At 65.1% G+C, this 22,019-nt stretch carries 21 protein-coding genes; 12 read left to right on the top strand and 9 right to left on the bottom strand.

The genetic code is table 11. The features are described 5' to 3' along the window. Nucleotides 1-117 precede the first annotated feature (117 nt). Both GGR40_RS01070 and aspS read right to left on the bottom strand, forming a co-directional pair. Nucleotides 118-354, bottom strand: coding sequence for an acyl carrier protein (locus tag GGR40_RS01070; RefSeq protein WP_007679564.1), 237 nt, complete (start codon nt 352-354; stop codon nt 118-120). Nucleotides 355-531: 177 nt separating this feature from the next. After that, nucleotides 532-2,352 carry an aspartate--tRNA ligase gene (gene aspS / locus GGR40_RS01065; protein ID WP_429274346.1) on the bottom strand — a complete coding sequence of 607 codons (1,821 nt, stop codon included), beginning with the start codon at nt 2,350-2,352 and terminating at the stop codon, nt 532-534. Between the two features lie 197 nt (nt 2,353-2,549). Here aspS and GGR40_RS01060 point away from each other — a divergent pair, with 197 nt between their 5' ends. The 3 genes from GGR40_RS01060 to GGR40_RS01050 all read left to right on the top strand — a co-directional run bounded on the left by GGR40_RS01060 (nt 2,550) and on the right by GGR40_RS01050 (nt 5,154). Further along, nucleotides 2,550-2,894 (top strand): hypothetical protein, encoded by a 345-nt coding sequence (locus GGR40_RS01060; protein ID WP_429274345.1) that lies wholly within the window; start codon nt 2,550-2,552, stop codon nt 2,892-2,894. Between the two features lie 65 nt (nt 2,895-2,959). After that, nucleotides 2,960-4,162, top strand: coding sequence for a ribonuclease D (rnd, locus tag GGR40_RS01055; protein ID WP_429274344.1), 1,203 nt, complete (start codon nt 2,960-2,962; stop codon nt 4,160-4,162). Between the two features lie 95 nt (nt 4,163-4,257). Then, entirely contained in the window at nt 4,258-5,154 is an 897-nt protein-coding gene (locus GGR40_RS01050) for a hydrogen peroxide-inducible genes activator (RefSeq protein WP_429274343.1), read from the top strand. A gap of 2 nt (nt 5,155-5,156) precedes the next feature. Here the strand turns inward: GGR40_RS01050 and GGR40_RS01045 are convergent, their stop codons facing one another. Beyond that, nucleotides 5,157-6,329, bottom strand: a complete 1,173-nt coding sequence (locus GGR40_RS01045; protein WP_429274342.1) for an MFS transporter — start codon at nt 6,327-6,329, stop codon at nt 5,157-5,159. A 145-nt stretch (nt 6,330-6,474) separates the two neighbouring features. Continuing rightward, nucleotides 6,475-7,068, bottom strand: coding sequence for a CDP-diacylglycerol--glycerol-3-phosphate 3-phosphatidyltransferase (gene pgsA / locus GGR40_RS01040; protein WP_429274341.1), 594 nt, complete (start codon nt 7,066-7,068; stop codon nt 6,475-6,477). 123 nt (nt 7,069-7,191) lie between these two features. Here pgsA and GGR40_RS01035 point away from each other — a divergent pair, with 123 nt between their 5' ends. After that, on the top strand, nt 7,192-8,505 hold the full coding sequence (locus GGR40_RS01035) for an MFS transporter (RefSeq protein ID WP_429274340.1): 1,314 nt from the start codon (nt 7,192-7,194) through the stop codon (nt 8,503-8,505). 7 nt (nt 8,506-8,512) lie between these two features. On the opposite strand, the gene GGR40_RS01030 is transcribed toward GGR40_RS01035, so the two are convergent. From GGR40_RS01030 to GGR40_RS01020, 3 genes are all read right to left on the bottom strand, one after another. Beyond that, complete coding sequence (locus GGR40_RS01030) at nt 8,513-8,728, bottom strand: hypothetical protein (RefSeq protein ID WP_429274339.1); 216 nt, start codon at nt 8,726-8,728, stop codon at nt 8,513-8,515. A 174-nt stretch (nt 8,729-8,902) separates the two neighbouring features. Beyond that, on the bottom strand, nt 8,903-9,085 hold the full coding sequence (locus tag GGR40_RS01025) for a CsbD family protein (protein ID WP_429274338.1): 183 nt from the start codon (nt 9,083-9,085) through the stop codon (nt 8,903-8,905). Nucleotides 9,086-9,233: 148 nt separating this feature from the next. Beyond that, the gene (locus tag GGR40_RS01020) at nt 9,234-9,641 is read right to left on the bottom strand and encodes an EVE domain-containing protein (RefSeq protein WP_429274337.1); all 408 of its coding nucleotides are present in this window, start codon (nt 9,639-9,641) and stop codon (nt 9,234-9,236) included. A gap of 79 nt (nt 9,642-9,720) precedes the next feature. Between GGR40_RS01020 and GGR40_RS01015 the strand changes: the two genes are divergently transcribed. From GGR40_RS01015 to GGR40_RS00990, 6 genes are all read left to right on the top strand, one after another. After that, nucleotides 9,721-10,656, top strand: a complete 936-nt coding sequence (locus GGR40_RS01015; RefSeq protein WP_429274336.1) for an isopenicillin N synthase family dioxygenase — start codon at nt 9,721-9,723, stop codon at nt 10,654-10,656. Nucleotides 10,657-10,795: 139 nt separating this feature from the next. Next, a complete protein-coding gene (locus GGR40_RS01010) occupies nt 10,796-12,436 on the top strand; it encodes a putative bifunctional diguanylate cyclase/phosphodiesterase (protein WP_429274335.1) in 1,641 nt (546 codons plus the stop codon). Between the two features lie 73 nt (nt 12,437-12,509). Further along, complete coding sequence (dapF, locus tag GGR40_RS01005) at nt 12,510-13,340, top strand: diaminopimelate epimerase (RefSeq protein ID WP_429274334.1); 831 nt, start codon at nt 12,510-12,512, stop codon at nt 13,338-13,340. Next, on the top strand, nt 13,337-14,530 hold the full coding sequence (locus GGR40_RS01000) for a MiaB/RimO family radical SAM methylthiotransferase (protein WP_429274333.1): 1,194 nt from the start codon (nt 13,337-13,339) through the stop codon (nt 14,528-14,530). The genes dapF and GGR40_RS01000 overlap by 4 nt, the downstream gene beginning before the upstream one ends. Further along, nucleotides 14,527-15,477, top strand: coding sequence for a signal recognition particle-docking protein FtsY (gene ftsY / locus GGR40_RS00995; protein WP_429274332.1), 951 nt, complete (start codon nt 14,527-14,529; stop codon nt 15,475-15,477). Before GGR40_RS01000 ends, ftsY begins: the two co-directional genes overlap by 4 nt. Continuing rightward, nucleotides 15,474-16,121, top strand: coding sequence for an inner membrane-spanning protein YciB (locus GGR40_RS00990; RefSeq protein ID WP_429274331.1), 648 nt, complete (start codon nt 15,474-15,476; stop codon nt 16,119-16,121). Before ftsY ends, GGR40_RS00990 begins: the two co-directional genes overlap by 4 nt. A gap of 19 nt (nt 16,122-16,140) precedes the next feature. Here GGR40_RS00990 and GGR40_RS00985 read toward each other — a convergent pair whose 3' ends face one another. Beyond that, nucleotides 16,141-16,584 (bottom strand): DNA polymerase III subunit chi, encoded by a 444-nt coding sequence (locus GGR40_RS00985; RefSeq protein ID WP_429274330.1) that lies wholly within the window; start codon nt 16,582-16,584, stop codon nt 16,141-16,143. Between the two features lie 23 nt (nt 16,585-16,607). After that, the gene (locus tag GGR40_RS00980) at nt 16,608-18,071 is read right to left on the bottom strand and encodes a leucyl aminopeptidase (RefSeq protein ID WP_429274329.1); all 1,464 of its coding nucleotides are present in this window, start codon (nt 18,069-18,071) and stop codon (nt 16,608-16,610) included. A 95-nt stretch (nt 18,072-18,166) separates the two neighbouring features. Here GGR40_RS00980 and GGR40_RS00975 point away from each other — a divergent pair, with 95 nt between their 5' ends. Continuing rightward, the gene (locus GGR40_RS00975) at nt 18,167-20,494 is read left to right on the top strand and encodes an LPS-assembly protein LptD (protein ID WP_429274328.1); all 2,328 of its coding nucleotides are present in this window, start codon (nt 18,167-18,169) and stop codon (nt 20,492-20,494) included. A gap of 203 nt (nt 20,495-20,697) precedes the next feature. Then, nucleotides 20,698-22,017, top strand: coding sequence for a peptidylprolyl isomerase (locus GGR40_RS00970; protein ID WP_429274327.1), 1,320 nt, complete (start codon nt 20,698-20,700; stop codon nt 22,015-22,017). Nucleotides 22,018-22,019: the final 2 nt, after the last annotated feature.

The raw sequence follows: 22,019 nt of genomic DNA, 5'->3' as shown, positions 1-22,019 counted from the left end.
CGTCAGGCCCGCCCCCTTAAAGGGCGAGCCTGACGATTTCAATCCGGCGTCGTATCCGCGCCCCGCCACTGAGACATGGCGCGCGCGAATACGGGACCGAGATCAGAGCCGAAGGGCTTAGCCCTTGTTCTCTTCGATGTACTTGATGGCATCGGAGACGGTGCTGATCTTCTCGGCGGCATCGTCCGGGATTTCGACGCCGAATTCTTCTTCGAACGCCATGACCAGCTCGACGATGTCGAGCGAGTCGGCGCCCAGATCGTCGATGAAGCTGGCGTCTTCGGTGACCTTCTCGGCTTCGACGCCAAGATGCTCGACGACGATCTTCTTAACCCGATCGGCGGTATCGCTCATTTGTATAGACCCCTTCAAAGATATGCGGGTTTGAATTTCGTTAGTCGCCCTAAAGACTGGGCGGCGCGCTGGCAAGGGGCTTGGCGAGGCAGCGGGCGCTGCGGTGCCTCGCATTATCCACGGTTACCGTGGTTTCACCCCCATCGTCCCGGACCTGATCCGGAACGATGTTTGCCTTTATTCGGGCGCAACCACCTTGCCCGCAGCCGGAGCTGCCTGCTTGACCGGCTCCACCACTCGCAGGTGCAGTTCGCGCAGCTGCTTCGCCTCTGCTGGGCTGGGCGCGTTCATGAGGAGATCCTCGGCGCGCTGGTTCATCGGGAACAGCGTGATTTCACGCAGGTTCTGCGCGCCGCACAGCAGCATCACGATGCGGTCGACGCCGGCAGCCATGCCACCGTGCGGCGGCGCGCCGTACTGGAACGCGCGATACAGGCCGCCGAAGCGCTCTTCCACGTCGGCCTTCGACAGTCCCACCTTCTCGAACGCGGCGACCATCAATTCGGGCGACTGGTTGCGAATCGAGCCCGACGCGATTTCGAAGCCGTTGCAGACGAGGTCGTACTGGTAGGCCTTGATCGTCAGCGGATCCTGGTTCTCCAGCGCGTCCATCCCGCCCTGCGGCATCGAGAACGGGTTGTGCGCGAAGTCGACCTTCTTGTTGTCCTCGTCCCATTCGAAGAACGGGAAGTCGACGATCCAGCACAGCTCGAAGCGGTCGCGGTCGATCAGGTCCAGCTGCTCAGCCACGCGGGTGCGCGCCAGACCGGCCAGCTTGGCGGCCTGCTCTTCCTTGCCGGCGGCGAAGAACACGCCGTCGTTGGGGCCAAGGCCCAGCGCCTCGATCAGCGCGGCGGTCTTTTCCTCGCCGTGGTTCTTGGCGATCGGGCCGCCGGGGACGCCGTCCTTGATGTTGATGTAGCCGAGGCCCGAGTAGCCTTCTCCGCGCGCCCAGACGTTCATGTCGTCGAAGAACTTGCGGCTGCCCGCGCCTGCACCCGGTGCCGGGATCGCGCGGATGGTGCCGCCGTTGCCGACGATGCCAGCAAAGATGCCAAAGCCCGATTCGACGAAGTGCTCGGTCACATCCCTAATGAGCAGCGGGTTGCGCAGGTCCGGCTTGTCCGAGCCGTAATCCAGCATCGCCTGCGCGTGCGGAATGCGGCGGAACTCACCTGCCGGCGTGACCGGCTTGTCGCCTGCGAACTGCGCGAACGTGGCGCGCAGCACCGGCTCCATCGTCTCCCAGACTTCCTCCTGGGTGACGAAGCTCATCTCGAGGTCGAGCTGGTAGAATTCGCCCGGCAGGCGGTCTGCGCGCGGATCCTCGTCGCGGAAGCAGGGGGCGATCTGGAAATAGCGGTCGAAACCGGCGACCATCAGCAGCTGCTTGTACTGCTGCGGCGCCTGCGGCAGCGCGTAGAACTTGCCTGCATGGATGCGGCTGGGCACCAGGAAGTCGCGCGCGCCTTCGGGCGACGACGCGGTCAGGATCGGCGTCGAGTATTCGGTGAAGCCGGTGTCTTCCATGCGGCGGCGCATGTCGCGGATGATCTGCGTGCGCTTGACGATGTTGGCGTGCAGCGTTTCGCGGCGAAGGTCGAGAAAGCGGTACTTGAGGCGGATGTCCTCAGGATACTCCTGCTCGCCAGCGACGGGCATCGGCAGTTCCTCGGCCTTGCCCAGCACGGTGGCGCTGCGGGCATAGACCTCAATCTGGCCAGTGGCGAGGTTCGGGTTGACGGTGCCTTCCGAACGCGCCTTCACCGTGCCTTCGATCGTGACCACGCTTTCTGCGCGCAGCGAATCGAGGATCGCCAGCGCCGGGCTGTCGCTGTCGGTCACGACTTGGGTGATGCCGTAGTGGTCGCGAAGGTCGACGAAGAGGACGCCGCCATGATCGCGCTTGCGATGGACCCAGCCCGAGAGGCGCACGGTCTGGCCGACCTCGGCCGCACTCAGGGCGCCGCAGGTGTGGGAGCGGTAGGGATGGGTCATGATGAACTCTTCAGATGGTCTTTAATAAGATAGCGCGCCCACTAGTCGACTGGGGCCATGATTTCCAGATGGGGATTCGCGAAAAGCCCGTTCGTCGCGAAGCCGGCCCGGCCCGGCCTGCCCGGTAACCCGAAATAAACCATTTCCCGGTAATCCTGCACGCAAGGGCAACATGAAACAAGATACGGGAATCGCACATGTTTGCTGAAGACAAGACGCGTACCGCAATCGTCGAGCGGGAAGAGCGGGCCACCTCGCTCTATCCGGCATGGGCGGACGCGCCAATGGACGTGCCGCGCCGTTCCGAAGCGGAAAGTCCGGCGATGCTGGATCTGCGCGAACTCGCCGCCCCGGAGGCGGATCCCGGGCTGGACCCGCGCATCGAACAGGCCGCGGTAGACCTGCCCCTGCCCTACTTCCACACGACCGGCAGCCAGTTGCGCCACCGCCTCGTGACGCCGGAAAGCATCGCGGAACTGGAAGCGCAGGAGAAACCCGGCCTGTGGCCCCGATTGTTCCGGCGACTGCTGCGGCGGAAATAAACTGCGACAAAACGGTAACACGAGGCGTTGATCCGCGCGCCGGTTGAGCGTAACGCCTCCGTTCAATGAAAATCCATCCGCTGATAACGAAGACCGAAGATCTTGCCGCCCTGTGCGAGCGCCTTGCGAAATCCGATTTCGTGAGCGTGGACACCGAGTTCATGCGCGAGAACACCTATTGGCCCGAACTGTGCCTTGTGCAGATCGCCAATACGGAGGAAGCGGCGGCGGTCGACCCGCTGGCCGATGGTCTCGACATGACCCCGCTGTTCGACCTGTTGACCCGCAACGAGGAGGTCCTCAAGGTCTTCCACGCCGGCGGGCAGGACGTCGAGATCATGTTCAACTTCACCGGCCGTACGCCGCACCCGATCTTCGACACGCAGATCGCGATGATGGCGATCAGCCAGTCCGAGCAGATCGGCTATTCCAACCTCGTCGAATCGTGGCAGGGCGTCACCATCGACAAGGGCGCGCGCTTCACCGACTGGTCCCGCCGTCCGCTCACCGACCGGCAGATCGAATATGCGATCGGCGACGTCACTTATCTCTCCAAGATCTTCCCCAAGATCCTCAAGCGCCTGATGAAGACGGGCCGTGGGGAGTGGCTGGACCAGGAGATGGAAAAGCTGGCGGAACCGGAAAACTACCGGAACGACCCGAAGGAAGCCTGGCACCGTATCAAGGCGCCGGGCCGCAACCCGCAGGTTTTGGGCCGCCTGCGCGCCATCGCCGAATGGCGCGAACTGGAAGCGCAGGGCAAGAACATCCCGCGTGGCCGCATCGCCCGCGACGAGACGCTGGCCGACATCGCCAGCCATCCGCCCAAGCAGCAGGCCGACCTCGCCAAGGTTCGCGGCCTTTCGCAGGGGTGGAAGGACAACGAGATCGGTCGCCGCCTGATGACCGCCATCGCCAAGGCCGAACCGCTGACGGACGACGAGATGCCGCCGCGCGCGCCGCGCGGTGCGCCACTTGGCAAGGAAGGCGCGCTGGTGGCGGACCTGCTCAAGCTGCTGCTCAAGATCCGCGCCCGCGAAATCGATGCGGCGGCGCGGCTGCTGGCCCGCAGCGACGAACTGGAACTGCTGGCGGCCGGCGTGCGCAAGAACCTCAGCCTGCTGCAGGGCTGGCGCTACGACGTGTTCGGCCGCGATGCGCTCGACCTGGTAGAAGGCAAGCTGGCCTTCGCTGTGGAAAACGGCAAGCTGAAGATGACCCGCGTGGAAGACGCCGCGGTCGAGGCCGAGGTCGGCGAGGCAGAGTGACGTTGTTCCGGACGTGATCCGGGACCGGCGCCGGGATAGCGACGTTATGCAACGCTGCCCTTGGCGAAGCGCGACTGGCATGCAATAGCCTGCGCATGACCGTCTACCAGCCGACGCTCAAGCAGCTTCAGTATCTCGTCTCGCTTCATGAGCATGGCCATTTCGGCCGGGCCGCCGATGCCTGCTTCGTCTCGCAATCCACCCTCTCCGCAGGTCTGCGCGATCTGGAGACGCTGCTTGGCGTCACCCTGGTCGAACGGACCAAGCGCGCCGTTCGCTTCACCCCGTTGGGCAATGCCGTGGTCGACAAGGCTCATCGCATCCTGAGGGAGACCGAAGAGCTTTCGGATCTGGTGCAGTCCAGCGGCAAGCCGCTCTCCGGCGAGGTGCGGATGAGCGTGATTCCCACGATCGCGCCGTTCCTGCTGCCCCGGATGCTGCCGCGCCTGCGCCGTGAACGGCCCAACCTGAAGCTGTTCCTGCGCGAGGAACCCAGCCAGCAGGCGATTGAATCTCTACATCACGGCCGTGCCGACTGCGTGCTGCTGGCCCTGCCTTATGCCACGGGCGAAGTGGAGAAGGAGACGATCGAGCTGGACGCCTTCTTCGTCGCCTTCCCCGCCGACGATCCGCGCGATCCGCCTAGCGAAGTCAGCCCCGACGTGATCGACGAACATCGCCTGCTTCTGCTGGAAGATGGGCACTGCCTGAAGGACCATGCGTTGGCGGCCTGCAACCGGCCTGAACTGCGCGCCAGCGCAACGATGATCGGCACTTCGCTGCATACGCTGGTGCAGATGGTGGACAATGGCCTCGGGCTGACGATGCTGCCGGAAATGGCGCTGGATGCGGGCATCCTCAACGGCACCAACGTAGTCGCGCGTCCGCTGGTTTCGCCCAACGCCAACCGCGAGATTGCGCTGGTGTGGCGCAAGAATTCTCCGCGCGCCGATGAATTCCGAATGCTTGCCGACGAACTGCGGGCGGGTTGACCTCAGGAAGGGCGCCGACGCAGGGCCTGCAGGCCTACGCCCAGTGACGACACGGCGATGCCCAGGCCGGACACCCCGCTCCAGCCCCACTGGTGCCATATCGTGGTGGCCAGGCCCGAACAGGCCGCGCCGGCCAGGAACATCAGCGCCATGTAGACGGTGTTGATCCGCGCCCTCGCCTCTGGCCGCAAAGCGTAGATGATGCTCTGGTTGGAAATCTGGCTAAGCTGCACTGCAACGTCGAGCGCGATCACGCCGACCACCAGCCCCGCGATCGAATGCCACACGGCAAAGACGATCCATGACGCCAGCGTGAGCACGCTGGCCGCGACGATGATTCGGTGCGGCCCGCTGCGATCGGCCATGCGGCCTGCTATCGGTGCCGCAAGCACCCCCGCCGCGCCGACTATGCCGAACAGTCCTGCCGCTTCCGGGCCGAAGCCGAAATGCTCCTGCAGCCGCAGCGCCAGAATCGTCCAGAACACGCTGAACACGCCGAACTGGCAGCACTGGGTGTAGCTGGCCATTCGAAGCGCCGGAAATTCGCGCCACAAGTGCCACAGGGACGACAGCAGACCGCCATATGTCAGCCCACTCGCCTGCGGGCGGCTGCGCGGCAGTTTGAAGGCCATGAGCGCAGCCGTCAGCAGCGCCAGCGGCACCGCCAGCCAGAACATCTCGCGCCAGCCGAACATGCCGGCGACGACTCCCGCCAGCGTCCGGCTTAGCAGGATGCCGCACAGCAGCCCGGCCATCACCGTACCGACGATCGCGCCACGTTTCTCGTCAGGGGCAAGGTTGGCGGCAAAAGGGACGATCTGCTGCGCCACTGAACTCAGCAGGCCGACCAGCAGCGAAGCCGCCAGCACCAGCCCGCCCGTGGGGGCAAGCGCGGTAAGCGCCAGCGCTCCCGTAAGCGCCAGCAGTTGCAGGACGATCAGCCGCCGCCGCTCCAGCAGATCACCCAGCGGCACCAGCGCGACGAGGCCCACGGCATAGCCAAGCTGCGTTGCGGTAGGCACGTAAGTGATCGCACCGCCCTTCAGGTCGCCAGCCATCAGGCCGATCATGGGCTGGTTGTAGTAGATGTTCGCCACTGCCAGCCCCGACGCTGCAGCGAGCGCGAACACGACCGAGCGGGTGGGCCCCGCCTGTACTGGAGTGGACACAGTCATGGCTGGAGAAGCGGCGGAGATGGTAATGTCCTCAATTGCAGGCGCTGGGAAAGCGTCCACATGGAGACAGATGTCCGCCCGGCCAAGCGTGGTGAGCGCACCGCCGGTTGCACGAAGCGCAAGCCGAACTGCCTGGCGGAATGTCTCAATCCATGTGCCTGAGGCCTACGCGCAGGTAGTCCCAGCCAGTCACCAGCGTCAGCGCCGCCGCCGCCCAGAGCGTGGTTAGACCCACGGTATGCGGCACGTTGATCTCCAGCGCGCCAAGGTCCAGGTTCCACCACGGCATCGCCGCGCCCAGTATCAGCGCGCCGAGTGAAATGAGCTGGAACGTCGTCTTCCACTTGGCCAGACGGCTGACCGGCACCGACACCTGCAGCCCTCCCAGAAATTCGCGCAGGCCCGACACGGCGATTTCCCGCACGAGGATCACCAGTCCGGCGATGACGTGCATGTCGCCAACGTAGGGCCCTCTAAGGATGCCCTGCGCCGTCAGCACCAGGATCACCGTCGCCACCATGATCTTGTCGGCGATGGGATCGAGGAAGACGCCCAGCTTCGACACCGTGCCGCTGGATCGGGCCAGGTAACCGTCGAAGTAATCGGTGATCCCCATCAGGCAGTAGAGCCCGAACGCCAGTCCGTAGCCGAACTCCCATCGGGGCCACCACAAGAGAAAGCCCAGCAGCGGCAGCGTGACGATTCGCGAAAGCGTCAGGATGTTCGGCAGAGTCAGCATGGTTCCAGTGCCATAGCGCGCAATGAGCGGAGGAATAAAGTGGCGAACGGGGCTTGTGCCCTCGCTTCATGCCATTAAGTGTCCGGGCGACCAGAGAGCAAGGCCGGCGGCAATCCCCAGATCATGACCACGACGACCAGACTCATCCGGGCGCGGCGATTTCTGCCCCTGTTCATCACCCAGTTGCTGGGCGCGTTCAACGACAACCTGTTCAAGAACGCGATGGTGCTTTTCGTGGTGTACGAGGTGTACCACTCCGAAGCGCAGGAAGCGCGATTCAGCGCGCTGGCCTCGGCCATCTTCATCATCCCGTTCTTCCTGCTGTCTGCACTGGCCGGGCAGCTTGCCGACATGCGCGACAAGGCAAAGCTGATCCGGATCATCAAGGCGTGCGAGATCGGCATCATGCTGGTCGGCGGCGCCGGCCTTGCGCTGGCATGGCAGGGACAGGCGCTGGAGACGGTGGCGATCCCGCTGATGCTGCTGGCGCTGTTCGCGATGGGCGTCCACTCCACCTTCTTCGGGCCGATCAAGTATGCCATCCTGCCGCAGCACCTGAAGGACGGCGAAGTCCTGTCTGGCACCGGTCTGGTCGAGGCGGGCACCTATATCGCGGTGCTGGCCGGCACGATCGTGGCGGGCTGGATCAGCGTGGATGCGGCAGCCATCGGCGTCATCGTGGTGGCCGTGATCGGCTGGTTCGCCGGTCGGCAGGTGCCTTCCGCGCCGCCGCTGGGCAAGATCGAGCCGCTGGACTTTCACATCGTCCGCGCTTCCGTGCGACTTGTCCGCACGACGATGAAGGACCGCCGGGTGTTCCTGGCGATCTGCGCGATCAGCTTCTTCTGGGCGATCGGCACGGTGCTGTTCGTCCAGTTCCCGCCGCTGGCCAAAAACATGCTGATGGCCAGCAAGGAAGTGGCGAGCCTGTTTCTGGTGATCTTCTCGGTGGGCGTGGCGATCGGTTCGATGGCGATCAATGCGCTGCTCAAGGGCACCGTATCCGCCCGCTGGTCACCGGTTTCCGTGATCGGGATGGGCGCTTTCCTGGTGGCATTCCAGCAGGTCTGCCGCGTTTGGCCGCCGCACTCGGGCGGGGATGCGCTGATGGACGTAGGCGTGTTCGTGGTCCAGCCGCTGGCGATCCCGCTGATGCTTACGCTTCTGGGGATCGCGATCTGCGGCGGCATGTTCGTGGTGCCGCTCTACGCGTTTCTTACCACGTTCGTGGACAAGTCTCAGACCGCCCGCACCATTGCGGCGAACAACATCGTCAATTCGGGTGCGATGGTGCTCGGCTCGATCGCCACTGGCGGAATGACGCTGATGGGGGTTGCGGTGGCGCAGCAGTTGCTGGTCGTGTCACTGTGCTGCCTTGCCGCAGCGTGGCTGGGCTATCTGCTCTACCAGGCGGAAAAGGCCCCGGCAGCCGGGTGATCCGGCGTCAGGCGATGAACAGGCTGATCGCCACGAAGCTGGCGCAGTAGGCGCTCAGAAACCCGCGCCAGTCGCCTCCGTTCAGGGTCCATGTCTTTGCGGCATCGATATTGTCCGGCGCACCTGCATCTTCCACAGGGATGGCGAAGACGTGCGGCGGCAGCGAACGACGGAACCAGTGCCGCGCGGCTTCATGCGTAAGAACGAGTGAGCGTCGGGTCATGCCCAGCGGGTTAACGATTCGTTTACCTTTTCGCAAAGCGCCAATTCGGGACTTCCCGAAACGGGACGCTTCACCCCACCCCACCTCACCCGACGCGAAAGCAAGCTGCGGAAAGCACAAAGAAAAAGGGCCGCCCGAAGGCAGCCCTCTGACTGGTTCCCAAGGGAAGTCGCGTCAAACGCGGTCGCCGAGCGCGCCCTTGACCTTGCCGACGCCCTGCTGAAGTTCGCCCTTCTTTTCCTGAGCGACACCTTCGGCGTGCTGCGCCGGGTCATTGCGCGCCTTGCCCAGCGCCTGCTTGACGTTGCCGGCCACTTCGTTGCCGAGGCCCTTTGCAGTGTCCTTGAGTTCACCCATGGCGGTATCTCCTTGGTTTCGGCGGCGAAAACATTCCGTCGCCCTCACACCGGAAGAACACGTTCCTATGTTAGCAAGTTGCCGGACACTGCGCCAAACCGTGCGAGATCAGCGATATTGTGCATTCAGGCAAATAGGCCGGCAATCATCATTCCCCGGCCAAGCCCAGCACATGATGCCATTCCTTCGGGGTCACCGCCGCCACGGACAGGCGGGAGAATTTCACCAGTTCCATGTCGGTCAATTCCGGGTCGGCCTTGGCCTGAGCCAGCGTCACGGGCCGCTTCAGCTTGCGCACCGGCTTTACCTTCACCGCCGCCCACTTGCCCTCCGGATCGCTGGGATCGGCGATGCCGGCCACGCTGATCGTGACGATGCCGACGATCTCCTTGCCGATGTTCGAGTGATAGAAGAACGCCTGATCGCCCACCTCCATCGCCCGCAGGTTGTTGGCGGCGCGGTGGTTGCGCACGCCGTCCCAGGTGCCCTCCCCTTCGCGAACAAGATCGGCCCAGCCATAAGCGTCGGGTTCGGACTTCATCAGCCAGTATGCCATGCATCGCCTTTCGGTTTAGACGGACGGCCATCCGGCCTCTAAAGGGGCCGCATACCGACTCGTTACGGATTGCACACCCATGGACCTCGCACAAATCCCCGTTCTCAGCCTCGTGGCCGACCGCGCCGACCTGCCGGCGCGCATCGGCGAGAGTTTCCGCACCTTCGGCTTCGCCATGATTCGCGACCACGGCATCGACCAGGCCCTGATCGAGCGGGCCTGGGCGAAAACGGAGGAATTCTTCGCCCTTCCCGTCGAGACGAAGCAGAAGTATTTCATCCCCGGTCAGGGCGGTGCGCGCGGCTACACCCCGTTCCGCACCGAAGTGGCCAAGGGCGCGACCGAGAAGGACCTCAAGGAATTCTGGCACGTAGGGCGCGACGTTCCCGCCGATTCGCCGCTTGCCGCTTCCATGCCGCCCAACATCTGGCCCAGTGAAGTCGATGGTTTCGAAGAGACGTTTCGCGAACTCTACGCCCAGTTCGACGAAGCGGGCGCCCGGATCCTCTCGGCCATCGCCATCGACCTTGGTCTGGATGCGAACTGGTTCGACCCGGCGATCGAGGACGGCAATTCGGTCATGCGCCTGCTGCATTACCCGCCAGTCCCGGCATCGTCGGGCGGCGCCATCCGCGCGGGCGCGCACGAGGACATCAACCTCATCACCCTGCTGCTGGGCGCGCAGGAAGCGGGGCTGGAACTGCTGGCCAAGGATGGACGCTGGCTCTCCGTGGCACCCCCGGAAGGCGCCGTGGTGGTCAACATCGGCGACATGCTGCAGCGCCTGACCAACCACGTCCTGCCTTCGACCACGCACCGCGTGCGCAATCCCGAAGGCGCCCGCGCCGGCCACAGCCGCTATTCGATGCCGTTCTTCCTGCACTTGCGCAGCGACTTCCGGTTCGAAACCCTGCCCGGCTGCATCACCCCGCAGAACCCCGACCGTTATCCCGAGTCGATCACCGCCGACGATTACCTGCAGGAGCGCCTGCGCGAGATCGGCCTCAAGATGTGAGATCGCTCCGCCATTAAAACTCTGTAACTTCGCAGTATCCCGGCGCCCCGGGCAGCGCCGGGATATTTTCGTTAACCTATACTTCAGAGGAACCGCGTAGCCTCAATACCTTAGACGTGACGCCCGTGGGGGGGCACCTTTGCAACCAGCAAGCATCCTTTTCGGCGGCAGAAAGACCGCCGACGCCAGCTCGCTCCGGGAACGGAAGGTCGATGTGGTGGCGCTCGGCATCGTCACGGCTGCGATCATCCTTTTCCTCGCCACGGGCAGCACGATCGGTCCCGCAGTAATGCGTTCGCTGTCAGGACATGGTCCCGGGCCTGACGGCTTCCTCCTCGACGCCTTCCTCCTCAACATCGCCATCATCATCTTCGGCTGGAGCCGCTACCGCGAACTGTGCGACGAGATCGTGCAGGGCAAGGTCGCAGAGCGCGAGGCACGTCGTCTGGCCGAAACCGATTCCCTCACCGGCTTCCATAACCGCCGCAGCTTCAACCTGAGCGTCGATGCCCTTATTGACCGGACGGTGGAAGCAGGCCGGGCGGTCGGCGTGCTGATGATCGACCTCGACAATTTCAAGCAGGTCAACGACTACAACGGCCACGCCACCGGCGACCGGCTGCTTCGCGAATGCGCCCGCCGCATCGTGGAGGCGCTTCCCGACCATGCCATCGTCGGCCGTATCGGCGGGGACGAGTTTGCCGTGGCGCTGGCGTTCGACCGGCACCATTCGGACACCGTGGATCACATCGCCGCCGCGCTGGTGCAGGCCGTGGCAGAGGGGTCGCGCATCCGCTCCGTCACCATCGAGGTCACGGCCTCCATCGGCATCGCCCGGGCCGAATCGCGCACCACCACCGCGCAGGCGCTGCTGGAAATGGCCGACGTCGCGATGTACCATGCCAAGCGACAGGGCCGGAACCAGTTCAACTGGTTCGAACCGCAGATGGCGCACGAAATGCGCTACCGGGCAGATCTTGAGGCCGGCATCCGGCAGGGCATTCCGCGCGGCGAGTTCGTGCCCTTCTATGAACAGCAGGTCGATCTGGAAACGGGCGAACTGACCGGGTTCGAAATGCTGGCGCGCTGGGATTCGCCGCAGTTCGGCATCGTCGCGCCGGACATCTTCATCCCCGTGGCCGAGGACATCGGCGCCATCGGCGAACTGTCGCGCAGCGTCATCGGCCAGGCGCTGGAGGACGCGAAGCTGTGGGATCCGAAGCTGACGCTGGCGGTCAACATCTCTCCGATCCAGCTGCGCGATCCGTGGTTCGCGCAAAAGCTGCTGCAGATGCTGGTCGAGGCGAACTTCCCGCCCCAGCGCCTTGAGGTGGAGATCACCGAAAGCTGCCTGCACCAGAACCTGGGTCAGGTGCGGAATCTGGTCACCAGCCTGAAGAACCAGGGCATCCGCATCAGCCTGGATGATTTCGGCACCGGCTACAGCTCCATCGGCCAGCTGAAGCAGTTGCCGTTCGACCGGATCAAGATCGACCGCAGCTTCGTATCCACCATGCTGGAGGACGAGGACAGCGCCGCCATCGTGCGCGCGGTGGCGACCCTTGGCGAAGGGCTGCACATGCCGGTCACCGCAGAGGGGATCGACACGCAGGACGTGCTCGACAGCCTGCGCCAGTATGGCGGCATCACCGGGCAGGGATACCTCTACGGCCGCCCCCGCCCCGCCACCGAACTCGGCGAATGGCTGGGTGCAGAGCCAACTCCGGAAATCTCGCCTGAGACCGACACCACGGACACGGACGAAGCGAAGCGGGCCTGACCTCCTGCCCCTGCTGCGCCGCAAGGACCGTTCTTCACTGGACCTTAGCCGCCGCAGTCCTTAAATCGCGGGCATGCGGATCGACTTCACCAAGATGCACGGACTGGGCAACGACTTCATCGTGCTCGACGCGCGCACGCGCCCCATTCCTCCGGTGGATGCCGCCTTTGCCTCGGCGCTGGCGGACCGGCATACGGGCATCGGCTGCGACCAGCTCATCGTGCTGGAGCCCTCGCTGGACGCCGACTTCCGCATGCGCATCTTCAACGCCGACGGCAGCGAGGTGGAGGCCTGCGGCAACGCCACCCGTGCCGTGGGCCTGCTCCATGGCGAACCGGCGCGGATAGAGACGCTGGGCGGGATGGTTTCCTCCACCCCGACCGATGCAGGCATCAGCGTCCAGATGGGCAAGCCGCGTTTCGACTGGGACGCGATTCCGCTCGCCTATCCGATGGACACCTACGCCATGCCCGTCGCGTGGGAGGAACTGGTGAACCCGATCGCGGTCAATGTCGGCAATCCGCATGTGATCTTCTTCGTCGCCGATCCTCACGCCATTGCCCTGTCCCGCCTTGGCCCGATGATCGAGACCGATCCGCTGTTCCCGGATCGCATCAACGTCAACGTCGCCGCCGTAACCGCGCCCGATGCCATCACCCTGCGCGTGTGGGAGCGCGGCGCCGGCCTGACCCGCGCCTGCGGCACTGGCGCCTGCGCCACCGCCATAGGCGCGATGAAGCGCGGCCTGGTCGAGCGCCGCGTCACCGTGACGCTGCCCGGCGGCCCGCTCCTCATCGAATGGCGCGAGGATAACGAGATCGTCATGACCGGCCCGGCGACCGAGGCTTTCCGAGGATCGTTCGATGCTGCCGACTATGGGGCCGTGCTCAGGATTCCCATTTGACGGTTCTTCAACCCAAGGTCGAAGTCCATTCGCTGGGCTGCCGCCTGAACCTGGCCGAGAGCGAAGCCCTGCGCACGATGCTGCACGAAGCGGACGATCTGGTCGTCATCAACTCCTGCGCCGTCACCGCAGAAGCCGTACGCCAGACCCGGCAGGCGATCCGTCGTGCGCGCAAGGCACGACCCGATGCGCGCCTGCTCGTCACCGGCTGCGCTGCCGAGGTCGAGCGCGAGGCGCTGGCCGCCATGCCCGAAGTGGACGGCCTGATCGCCAACACCGCCAAGCTCGACCCGCGCGCCTGGAACGTGCCCGTCCCCACGCGCCTGCCCGAAACCCGCGCGCACACCCGCGCGTTCGTGCAGGTGCAGAACGGCTGCGACCATGCCTGCACATTCTGCGTCATCCCGCAGGGGCGCGGGCCCAGCCGCTCGCACCCGGTTGCGCAAGTGCTGGAAGACATTGCCCGCCACCGCGACGCGGGCGTGCAGGAGGTGATCCTGACCGGCGTTGACCTGACATCGTGGGGCAGCGACCTTCAAGGCACTCCCGCCCTTGGCGTGCTGGCCGCCGCGATCCTGCACCGCTTCCCCGATCTGCCCCGCCTGCGCCTGTCCTCGATCGACGGGGCCGAAGTGGACGAGACGCTGTTCGACCTCATCGTCTCGGAAACGCGGGTCATGCCGCATGTCCACCTGTCCCTGCAGCACGGCGACGACCTGATGTTGAAGCGCATGAAGCGCCGTCATTCTCGCGCCGATGCGATATCGCTGGTGGAACGGCTGCGCGCTCGGCGGCCCGAAATCGCCATCGGCGCCGACCTCATCGCCGGCTTCCCGACGGAGGACGAAGCCGCCCACGCCGCCAACGTGTCCATCATCGGGGAACTGGGCGTCGTGCACGGCCATGTGTTCCCCTACTCGCAGCGGCCCGGCACGCCTGCCGCCCGGATGCCGCAGGTGGAGCACGCCACGATCCGCGCCCGCGCCGTGCAATTGCGCGCAAAGGTGGCGCAGGTGCGTGCATCGTGGCTTGCCGGGCATCTGGGCATGCCGCTATGGGTGCTCGCCGAAAGAGGCGGGAGCGGCCATGCAGCCGACTTCGCGCCCGTCCGGGTTCCCCCCGGCACGCCGCCCGGCGTGCTGGTGGAGGTGACCCCGACCCGAATAGTCGAAGGAATGCTGGAAGCATGAGTACCCAGGACCCCCAGGAAACCCAAGGGGGCAGCGACTGGTCGGAACGCCTTTTCGGAGGATTCCGCCAGACCTCGCAACGCCTTGCGGGCAACCTTGCCGGCCTCGGCGGCGGCACGCGGCTGACATCGGCGCAGCTGGACGCGCTGGAAGACGCGCTCATCATGTCCGACCTCGGCCCCCGCGCCGCCGCCCGCATCCGCGACCGGCTGGCTGACGAACGCTTTGAGCGTGACGCCGACGAACGCGCCATCATGGAAGTGGTCGCGCGCGAAATCGCCGAGATCCTGCGCCCGGTGGCAAAGCCACTCGACGTGGTGGCCTTCCCGCGTCCGCAGGTGATCCTGGTGATCGGCGTCAACGGATCGGGCAAGACGACCACCATCGCCAAGCTGGCGCACCTGTTCCAGGAGCAGGACTATTCGGTGATGCTGGCAGCGGGCGACACCTTCCGCGCCGCCGCCATCGGCCAGCTGAAAGTATGGGCAGAACGGCTGTCGATCCCCATCGTCACCGGCCCCGAAGGCGGCGACCCGGCATCCATCGTGTTCGACGCGGTAAAGGCGGCGACGGATCAGGGGATCGACGCGCTGATCGTCGACACCGCCGGACGCCTGCAGAACAAGCGCGAACTGATGGACGAACTGGCCAAGATCCGCCGCGTTCTGGGCCGCCTCAACCCCGAGGCGCCGCACGACGTGGTGCTGGTACTGGACGCCACCAACGGTCAGAACGCATTGTCGCAGATCGAGACATTCAAGGAAGTGGCGGGCGTATCCGGCCTCATCATGACCAAGCTGGATGGCACGGCGCGCGGCGGCGTTCTGGTCGCGGCGGCGGAGCAATACGGCTTGCCGATCCACGCCATCGGCGTCGGTGAGAAGATCGACGACCTGCGCCCCTTCAACCCCGACCTGCTGGCGCGGGTCATCGCGGGGATCGCATGATGACGAACGAAACCGCAAAGCCCAAGAGTTCGTGGCTGAACCTCGTCGTCGATTTCGGGCCGCTGCTGGTCTTCTTCCTCGCCTATCGCCACTTCGCGCCGGACGGTGATGGCAATCCCGTCGCCACGGTGGCCGCCGTCATCAAGGGCACCGTCGCCTTCATGATCGCCACGGTCGCGGCGCTGATCGTGTCGAAATGGCGGCTGGGGCACGTATCCCCGATGCTGTGGCTGACCACGGTGCTGATCCTGGGCTTCGGCGCGCTTACGGTCATCTTCCGCAACGCGATCTTCATCCAGCTCAAGCCGACCGCCGTCTACCTGATGTTCTCGGCGGTGCTGTTCGTCGGGCTGTGGCGCGGCAAGGCGATGCTCAAGTATCTGCTACAAGCCGCGTTCGAAGGGCTGAACGAGGAAGGCTGGTTCAAGCTGTCACGCAACTGGGCGTGGTTCTTCCTGTTCCTGGCAGTGCTGAACACCGCGCTGGTCTATACCGTCAGCTTCGACACCTGGCTTCAGGCGAAGCTGTGGGGCTTCACGGTGCTGTCGTTCCTGTTCACCTTCTCGCAGCTGCCGATGGTGCTGAAGCACGGCATGGGCGAAGCTGCGAAGGAAGAAGTGATAGAGAACCCGCCGCACGACTGATCGCGCAGAAGGCCGAAAGTCACTCCTCGGCCTTCTTCGTCCAGCGGCCGTCTTCCTGCGCCCAGTATTGCTTGGTCACGCCCTCGCGCCCGCGCAGGTCGCGCCAGACTTCGCGGGCCTGCGCGCGGGTTTCGTCATCGAACAGGTAGAACGTCCGCTCGAACGGCTCCTCGCCCTCGCACCATACGCCGTCGGCGATGATGAGGAAGCGCGCGCCGTTCTGCGGATCGGGTATGTCGGAAAGCAGGATCGGCTGGCGATCCTCGCCCCCATCCCCCGCCTGTCCGTTGGCAAGAAAGCTCTCGGGGCGGCTTGCCCACAATCCCGTCGAAATGCGGGCGCGCTGCTGTTCGTCTGCGGAGACGACCAGCACGCGGCCCTGTTGTTCGACGATGCGGCGCGCCAGCAGGGGCACCACCGCATGCGCCGGATCGCGGCTGAGTTCATAGAACATGACCTGCACTCAGCCGCGCTCCTTTTTTCTTCTCAGGCCTCGATCGTGTCGCGCACGAAGCGGTCGAGCAGGCGCACGCCGAAGCCGGTTGCGCCCTTGTCCCAGGTGGCGCCGGGCTTGTCGGTCCACACCGTGCCGGCGATGTCGAGGTGCGCCCAGGGCGTATCGTTCTCGATGAAGCGCAGGAGGAACTGCGCCGCCGTGATCGAACCGCCGAAGCGGGGGCCGACGTTCTTGATGTCGGCGATGGGGCTGTCGATCAGCTTGTCGTAGGCGGGGCCCATGGGCATGCGCCACAGGCGGTCGCCCGAAGCATCGCCCGCTGCATTCAGCTCTGCCGCCAGCGCATCGTTGTTCGAGAACAGGCCCGCATATTCATGCGCCAGGCTGAGGATGATCGCGCCGGTCAGCGTGGCAAGATCGACGATCTTCGCCGGGGCGTATTCGCGCTGCACCCAGGTGAGAGCGTCGCACAGGACAAGGCGGCCCTCGGCGTCGGTGTTGATGACCTCGATGGTCTGGCCGGACATCGAGGTCACCACGTCGCCGGGGCGCTGGGCATTGCCGTCCGGCATGTTCTCTACAAGGCCGCACACGCCAATGACGTTGGCCTTCGCCTTGCGCAGTGCCAGCGCAAGCATCGTGCCTGCAACGGCGCCCGCGCCGCCCATGTCCCACTTCATGTCTTCCATGCCCGCGGCGGGCTTGATCGAGATGCCGCCGGTGTCGAAGCACACGCCCTTGCCGACGAAGGCGACCGGCTTCTCACCCTCGGTGCCGCCCAGCCATTCCATCACGAGCAGGCGCGCGGGCTTCACCGAACCCTGCGCTACGCCCAGCAGCGAACCCATGCCCAGCGCCGCCATTTCCTTGTCGTCGAGGACACGGATGGTCAGGCCCGAACCCTCCATGCGCGCCTTGCAGCGCTCCACGAAGCTTTCGGGATAGATGATGTTCGCCGGTTCGGTGACCAGTTCGCGGGTGAAGGCGACGCCCTGCGCGATGGCCTGTTCGATTTCCCACACCGCCTCGGTGCCTTCCGGGGCGCCGGCAAGGGCGACCTGCGCCAGCGTGGGCTTCGCGTCCGCCGCCAGCTTGGTGCGGTAGACGTCGTGACGCCACGAACGCAGCACCGCACCGGTCAGCGCGCCCGCCGCTTCCTCAGCCGAAAGGCCCGCGCCGGTAACGTCCATCACCAGCGACGTCTCGCCGCTGGTCAGGTACTTCGCGACAACGGCAGCCGCCGCGCGTTCAATCGCGCTCTTGCGATCCTTGGCCGAAGCCTCGCCCAACCCGGCCAGCGCCACGCGCACGATTTTTCCGCCGCGCTCCACGAATCCGTCGAACACCTGCCCCGCCTTGCCGGTGAAGCGGGCGCGCCTGGCACCCTCGGCCAGCACCGCTTCGAGGTCTGCCGGCACGGCGTCCTGGTTGACGAGATGCGCGATGACGCCTGCATCGGCATCGCCTGCGGCACCAAGGAACTGGATCTTCATGGATTCTCCTGGATTTCCCCGATGAAGCACCGAACTTGCGCGCTTCATCGCATGACTGGATTGCAGTTAGGAGCAGCCGGTGCGATAGGCAAGCCATGCTCCCGCCTGCGCAGACCCCGCTGCAAGCCCCTATCCGTCGCTTGCGTCCGCTTTCGTTGCATGCGCTCGCCTTCGGGATAGCGACGTTCACGGTCCCTTTCGCCGCCAATGCGCAGGATCTGACGAAGCCGGTGGACACCGGCCCGATCGAAGGCGCGCCTGCCGCCCCCGCCGCTCCCACGGATGAAGCGCAGCCTGTCGCGTTCGAGGCGGATGACGTCCAGTACGACCAGAACGCCGAGACGGTGACTGCCACCGGCAACGTCGTCCTGCGCCGCCGCGACGAAAAGGGGCAGGTGCAGTCCGTCCGTTCCGACAAGGTGATCTGGAACCGCCAGACCGGCAAGATCCTGTCCTCGGGCAATGTCCGCATGGTCGATCAGGACGGCAATCAGCTGTATACCGAGCAGGTCGAACTGACGGACGAACTCAAGACCGGCATGATGGAGAACCTGCTTCTCGTCATGCGCGAAGGCGGGCGTCTGGCCGCTCAGGACGGCACCCGCATCGCCAATGGCGACGTCATCCTCAACCGGGCGGCCTATACCGGCTGCGACGTGACCGATGATGACGGCTGCCCCAAGAACCCCACCTGGCGCATCCTTGCCAAGCAGGTGATCTATTCGGACGCCCAGAAGCGCGTGCGCTTCAAGGACGCCAGGATCGAGATGTTCGGCGCGATCCAGTTGCCGCTGTTCGGCCTGACCGTCAGCACGGACGGGCACGCGGTGTCCGGCTTCCTGATCCCGGACATCCGCTCAAGCCCGTCGAACGGCATCGAGCTGGCGCAGTCCTACTACTGGAAGATCGGCGAGAACCGCGATCTCACGGGCACCATTTCCGCCTTTACGCGGGCCGCGCCCATGGCCTCGATCCAGTACCGCGCCCTGACCGACAAGGGCGCCTATCAGATCACCGGCCTTGCCACCGCCAGCAGCAAGATTCCCATCGCCGGCAGCGACGGCACCGTCACCACCAACGGCGAGAGATCGTTCCGCGGCTACATCTTCGCCAATGGCAAGTTCCAGCTGGACGACAACTGGAGCGTGACCGGTTCGATCCGTCGCGCCACCGACCGCACGTTCCTGCGCCGCTACGACAACAACCGCGACGACCGCCTGCGCTCGATGGTGGAAGTGGAGCGGATCGACCAGAACAGCTACTTCTCGATCGCGGGTTACGCTACCCAGACACTGGTATCGACCCGATCGCAGGGCCTTATCCCGGTGGCGCTGCCGCTGATCGACTATCGCCGCCGCATCGACGATCCCCTGCTCGGCGGGAAGTTCGAGCTTCAGGCCAACTCGCTCGCCATCAGCCGCACCGAAGGGCAGGACACCCAGCGCGCTTTTGCCAGTGCGCAGTGGTCGCTGCGCCGCCTGACCGGGATGGGCCAGGAAGTGACGCTGACCGGCCTCGTGCGCGGTGACGTCTACCATTCGTCGGACAATGCGCTGACGACCGAGGATCTCTATCGCGGCCTTGCCGGATGGCAGGAGCGCGGCATCGCGACGGCTGCGGTGGACGTGAAGTGGCCGCTGGTGGGGCAGGCTTTCGGCGGCACCCAGGTGCTGACCCCGCGCGTTCAGGTGGTCGCTTCGCCGCATGTTAGGAACCTGTCGATCCCGAACGAGGATTCGCGCGCGGTCGATCTCGACACCGGCAACCTCTTCGCGCTCAACCGCTTCCCCGGCTATGACCGGTTGGAAGACGGCGTGCGCGTGACGTACGGCTTCGACTGGCAGTTCGAACGCCCGCGCTGGAAGATCAAGACCACGGTCGGCCAGTCGGTGCGGCTCAGCAACCAGAACCGCGTGCTGCCCGATGGCACCGGCCTGTCCAACAAGATGTCCGACATCGTCGGCCGCACCGAAATCCGCTATCGCGATTTCCTGAACTTCATCCACCGATTCCGGGTGGACAAGGACTCGATGGCGGTCCGCCGCAACGAGTTCGATGCGGTGATCGGCAACACGAACAGCTATCTGGAACTTGGCTACACCCGCCTCAACCGCGACATCACCAACGACCTTGAGGATCTTCAGGACCGCGAGGAACTGCGCGCGGCGGGGCGCATTGCATTTGCGAAATACTGGTCAATGTTCGGGTCCGCCGTCATCAACATGACCAGCCGGAAGGACAACCCGGAATACGGCTCGAACGGCTTCCAGCCCCTGCGCACGCGCGTCGGCGCAGCGTATGAGGACGACTGCATCCAGATCTCGCTCACCTGGCGCCGCGATTACGTGGCCCTGGGCGACGTGCGGCGCGGCGACTCCTTCCAGCTCGGCTTCTCGCTCAAGAACATCGGCGGCGGAGGCTGACAAGATTGCACGAGCATTGGCACCTTGTGCCAAAGCCGCTATCGGGTGTGCTCATTTTCAGTTAAGCCGCCCCCCGGCAGGTGTGACTTATGATGCGGCGGAAGCTCCCGGCACTCGGGAATTTCCGCCGATGATGTACCGGCCGAAGGGTCGGTCAAAACGGGATTGATACAACGGTGCAAGCAGTTAACCGCAAGTTCCTCATGCGCGCTTTCCTTTGCGTCGGCGGTTTCGCCGCGCTGTCCACCGCGCTCACCGTTCAGGCCCAGAATGCGCCTCAGGGCGAAATCGTCATTCCTGACGACGTCAAGATCTTCGGCAACGACAATCCCAACATGCGCCGCGCCACCGCGGTCGTGAACGGCGATGTCATCACCGGCACCGACGTCGACCAGCGCCTTGCCCTCATCGTCGCGGCCAATCAGGGCAAGATCGACGAAGAGGAAATGAAGCGCCTGCGGCTGCAGATCCTGCGCAACCTGATCGACGAAACGCTGCAGATTCAGGAAGCCAAGGCCGCCGACGTCGCTGTCGACGAAGCGGAGATCAATCAGTCCTACGCGCGTGTCGCCCGCCAGAACTTCGGGCAGGACACTGCCGCGATGGATGCCTACCTGAAGCGCATCGGCTCCTCGCCCGACTCGCTCAAGCGCCAGATCCGGGGCGAGCTGTCGTGGCAGCGCCTGCTTCAGCGCAACGTGCAGCCGTTCATCAACGTCTCCGACGATGAAGTGAACGACGTGCTGGCCCGCCTCAAGGCCGCCAAGGGCACGGACGAATACCGCCTCGGCGAAATCTACCTCGCCGCCACGCCCGATGCGCGCGAACAGGTCTACAAGAACGCGACGCAGATCGTGCAGCAGCTCAAGCAGGGCGCCAGCTTCGTCGCCTATGCCCGCCAGTATTCGCAGGCCAGCACCGCATCGGTCGGCGGCGATCTGGGCTGGGTCCGCCTGGCACAGCTGCCCGGCGAACTGCAGACCGTCGCGCGCGATATGGAATCCGGCCAGCTCGTCGGCCCGATCGAGGTGCCCGGCGGCTTCGACATCCTTTACCTGATCGACAAGCGCAAGGTGCTGACCGCAGATCCGCGCGATGCCGTTCTTGCGCTCAAGCAGATCTCGCTGCCCTTCCCCAAGGGCATCTCCGAGGCTGAGGCCGGCAAGCGCGCCGAAGCGTTCTCCACCGCGATGAAGGCGGCCAAGGGCTGCGGTGACGTCGATGCCGTGGCCAAGGGCGTGGGCGCGCAGGTCGTCACCAACGACCAGGTCAAGGCCCGCGATCTGCCCGCGCAGATCCAGAACTCGATCCTGCAGCTTTCGCCCGGCGAAACGCTGCCGCCGTTCGGCTCGCTGGAGGATGGCGTGCGCATCCTGATGCTCTGCGGTCGCGACGATCCGCAGACCGACAGCGGCCCCAGCTTCGAACAGCTGCAGGCCCAGCTGGAAGACGACCGCGTCAACAAGCGCGCCCAGACCTACCTGCGCGACCTGCGCCGCGATGCGGTCATCGAATACAACTGATG

Origin of the sequence: Novosphingobium gossypii (assembly GCF_050433305.1) — a bacterium.
GTDB classification, from domain to species: Bacteria; Pseudomonadota; Alphaproteobacteria; order Sphingomonadales; family Sphingomonadaceae; genus Novosphingobium; species Novosphingobium gossypii.
The sequence above is the reverse complement of the archived record's forward strand: the minus strand, read 5'-3'. Positions and strand labels throughout refer to the sequence as shown.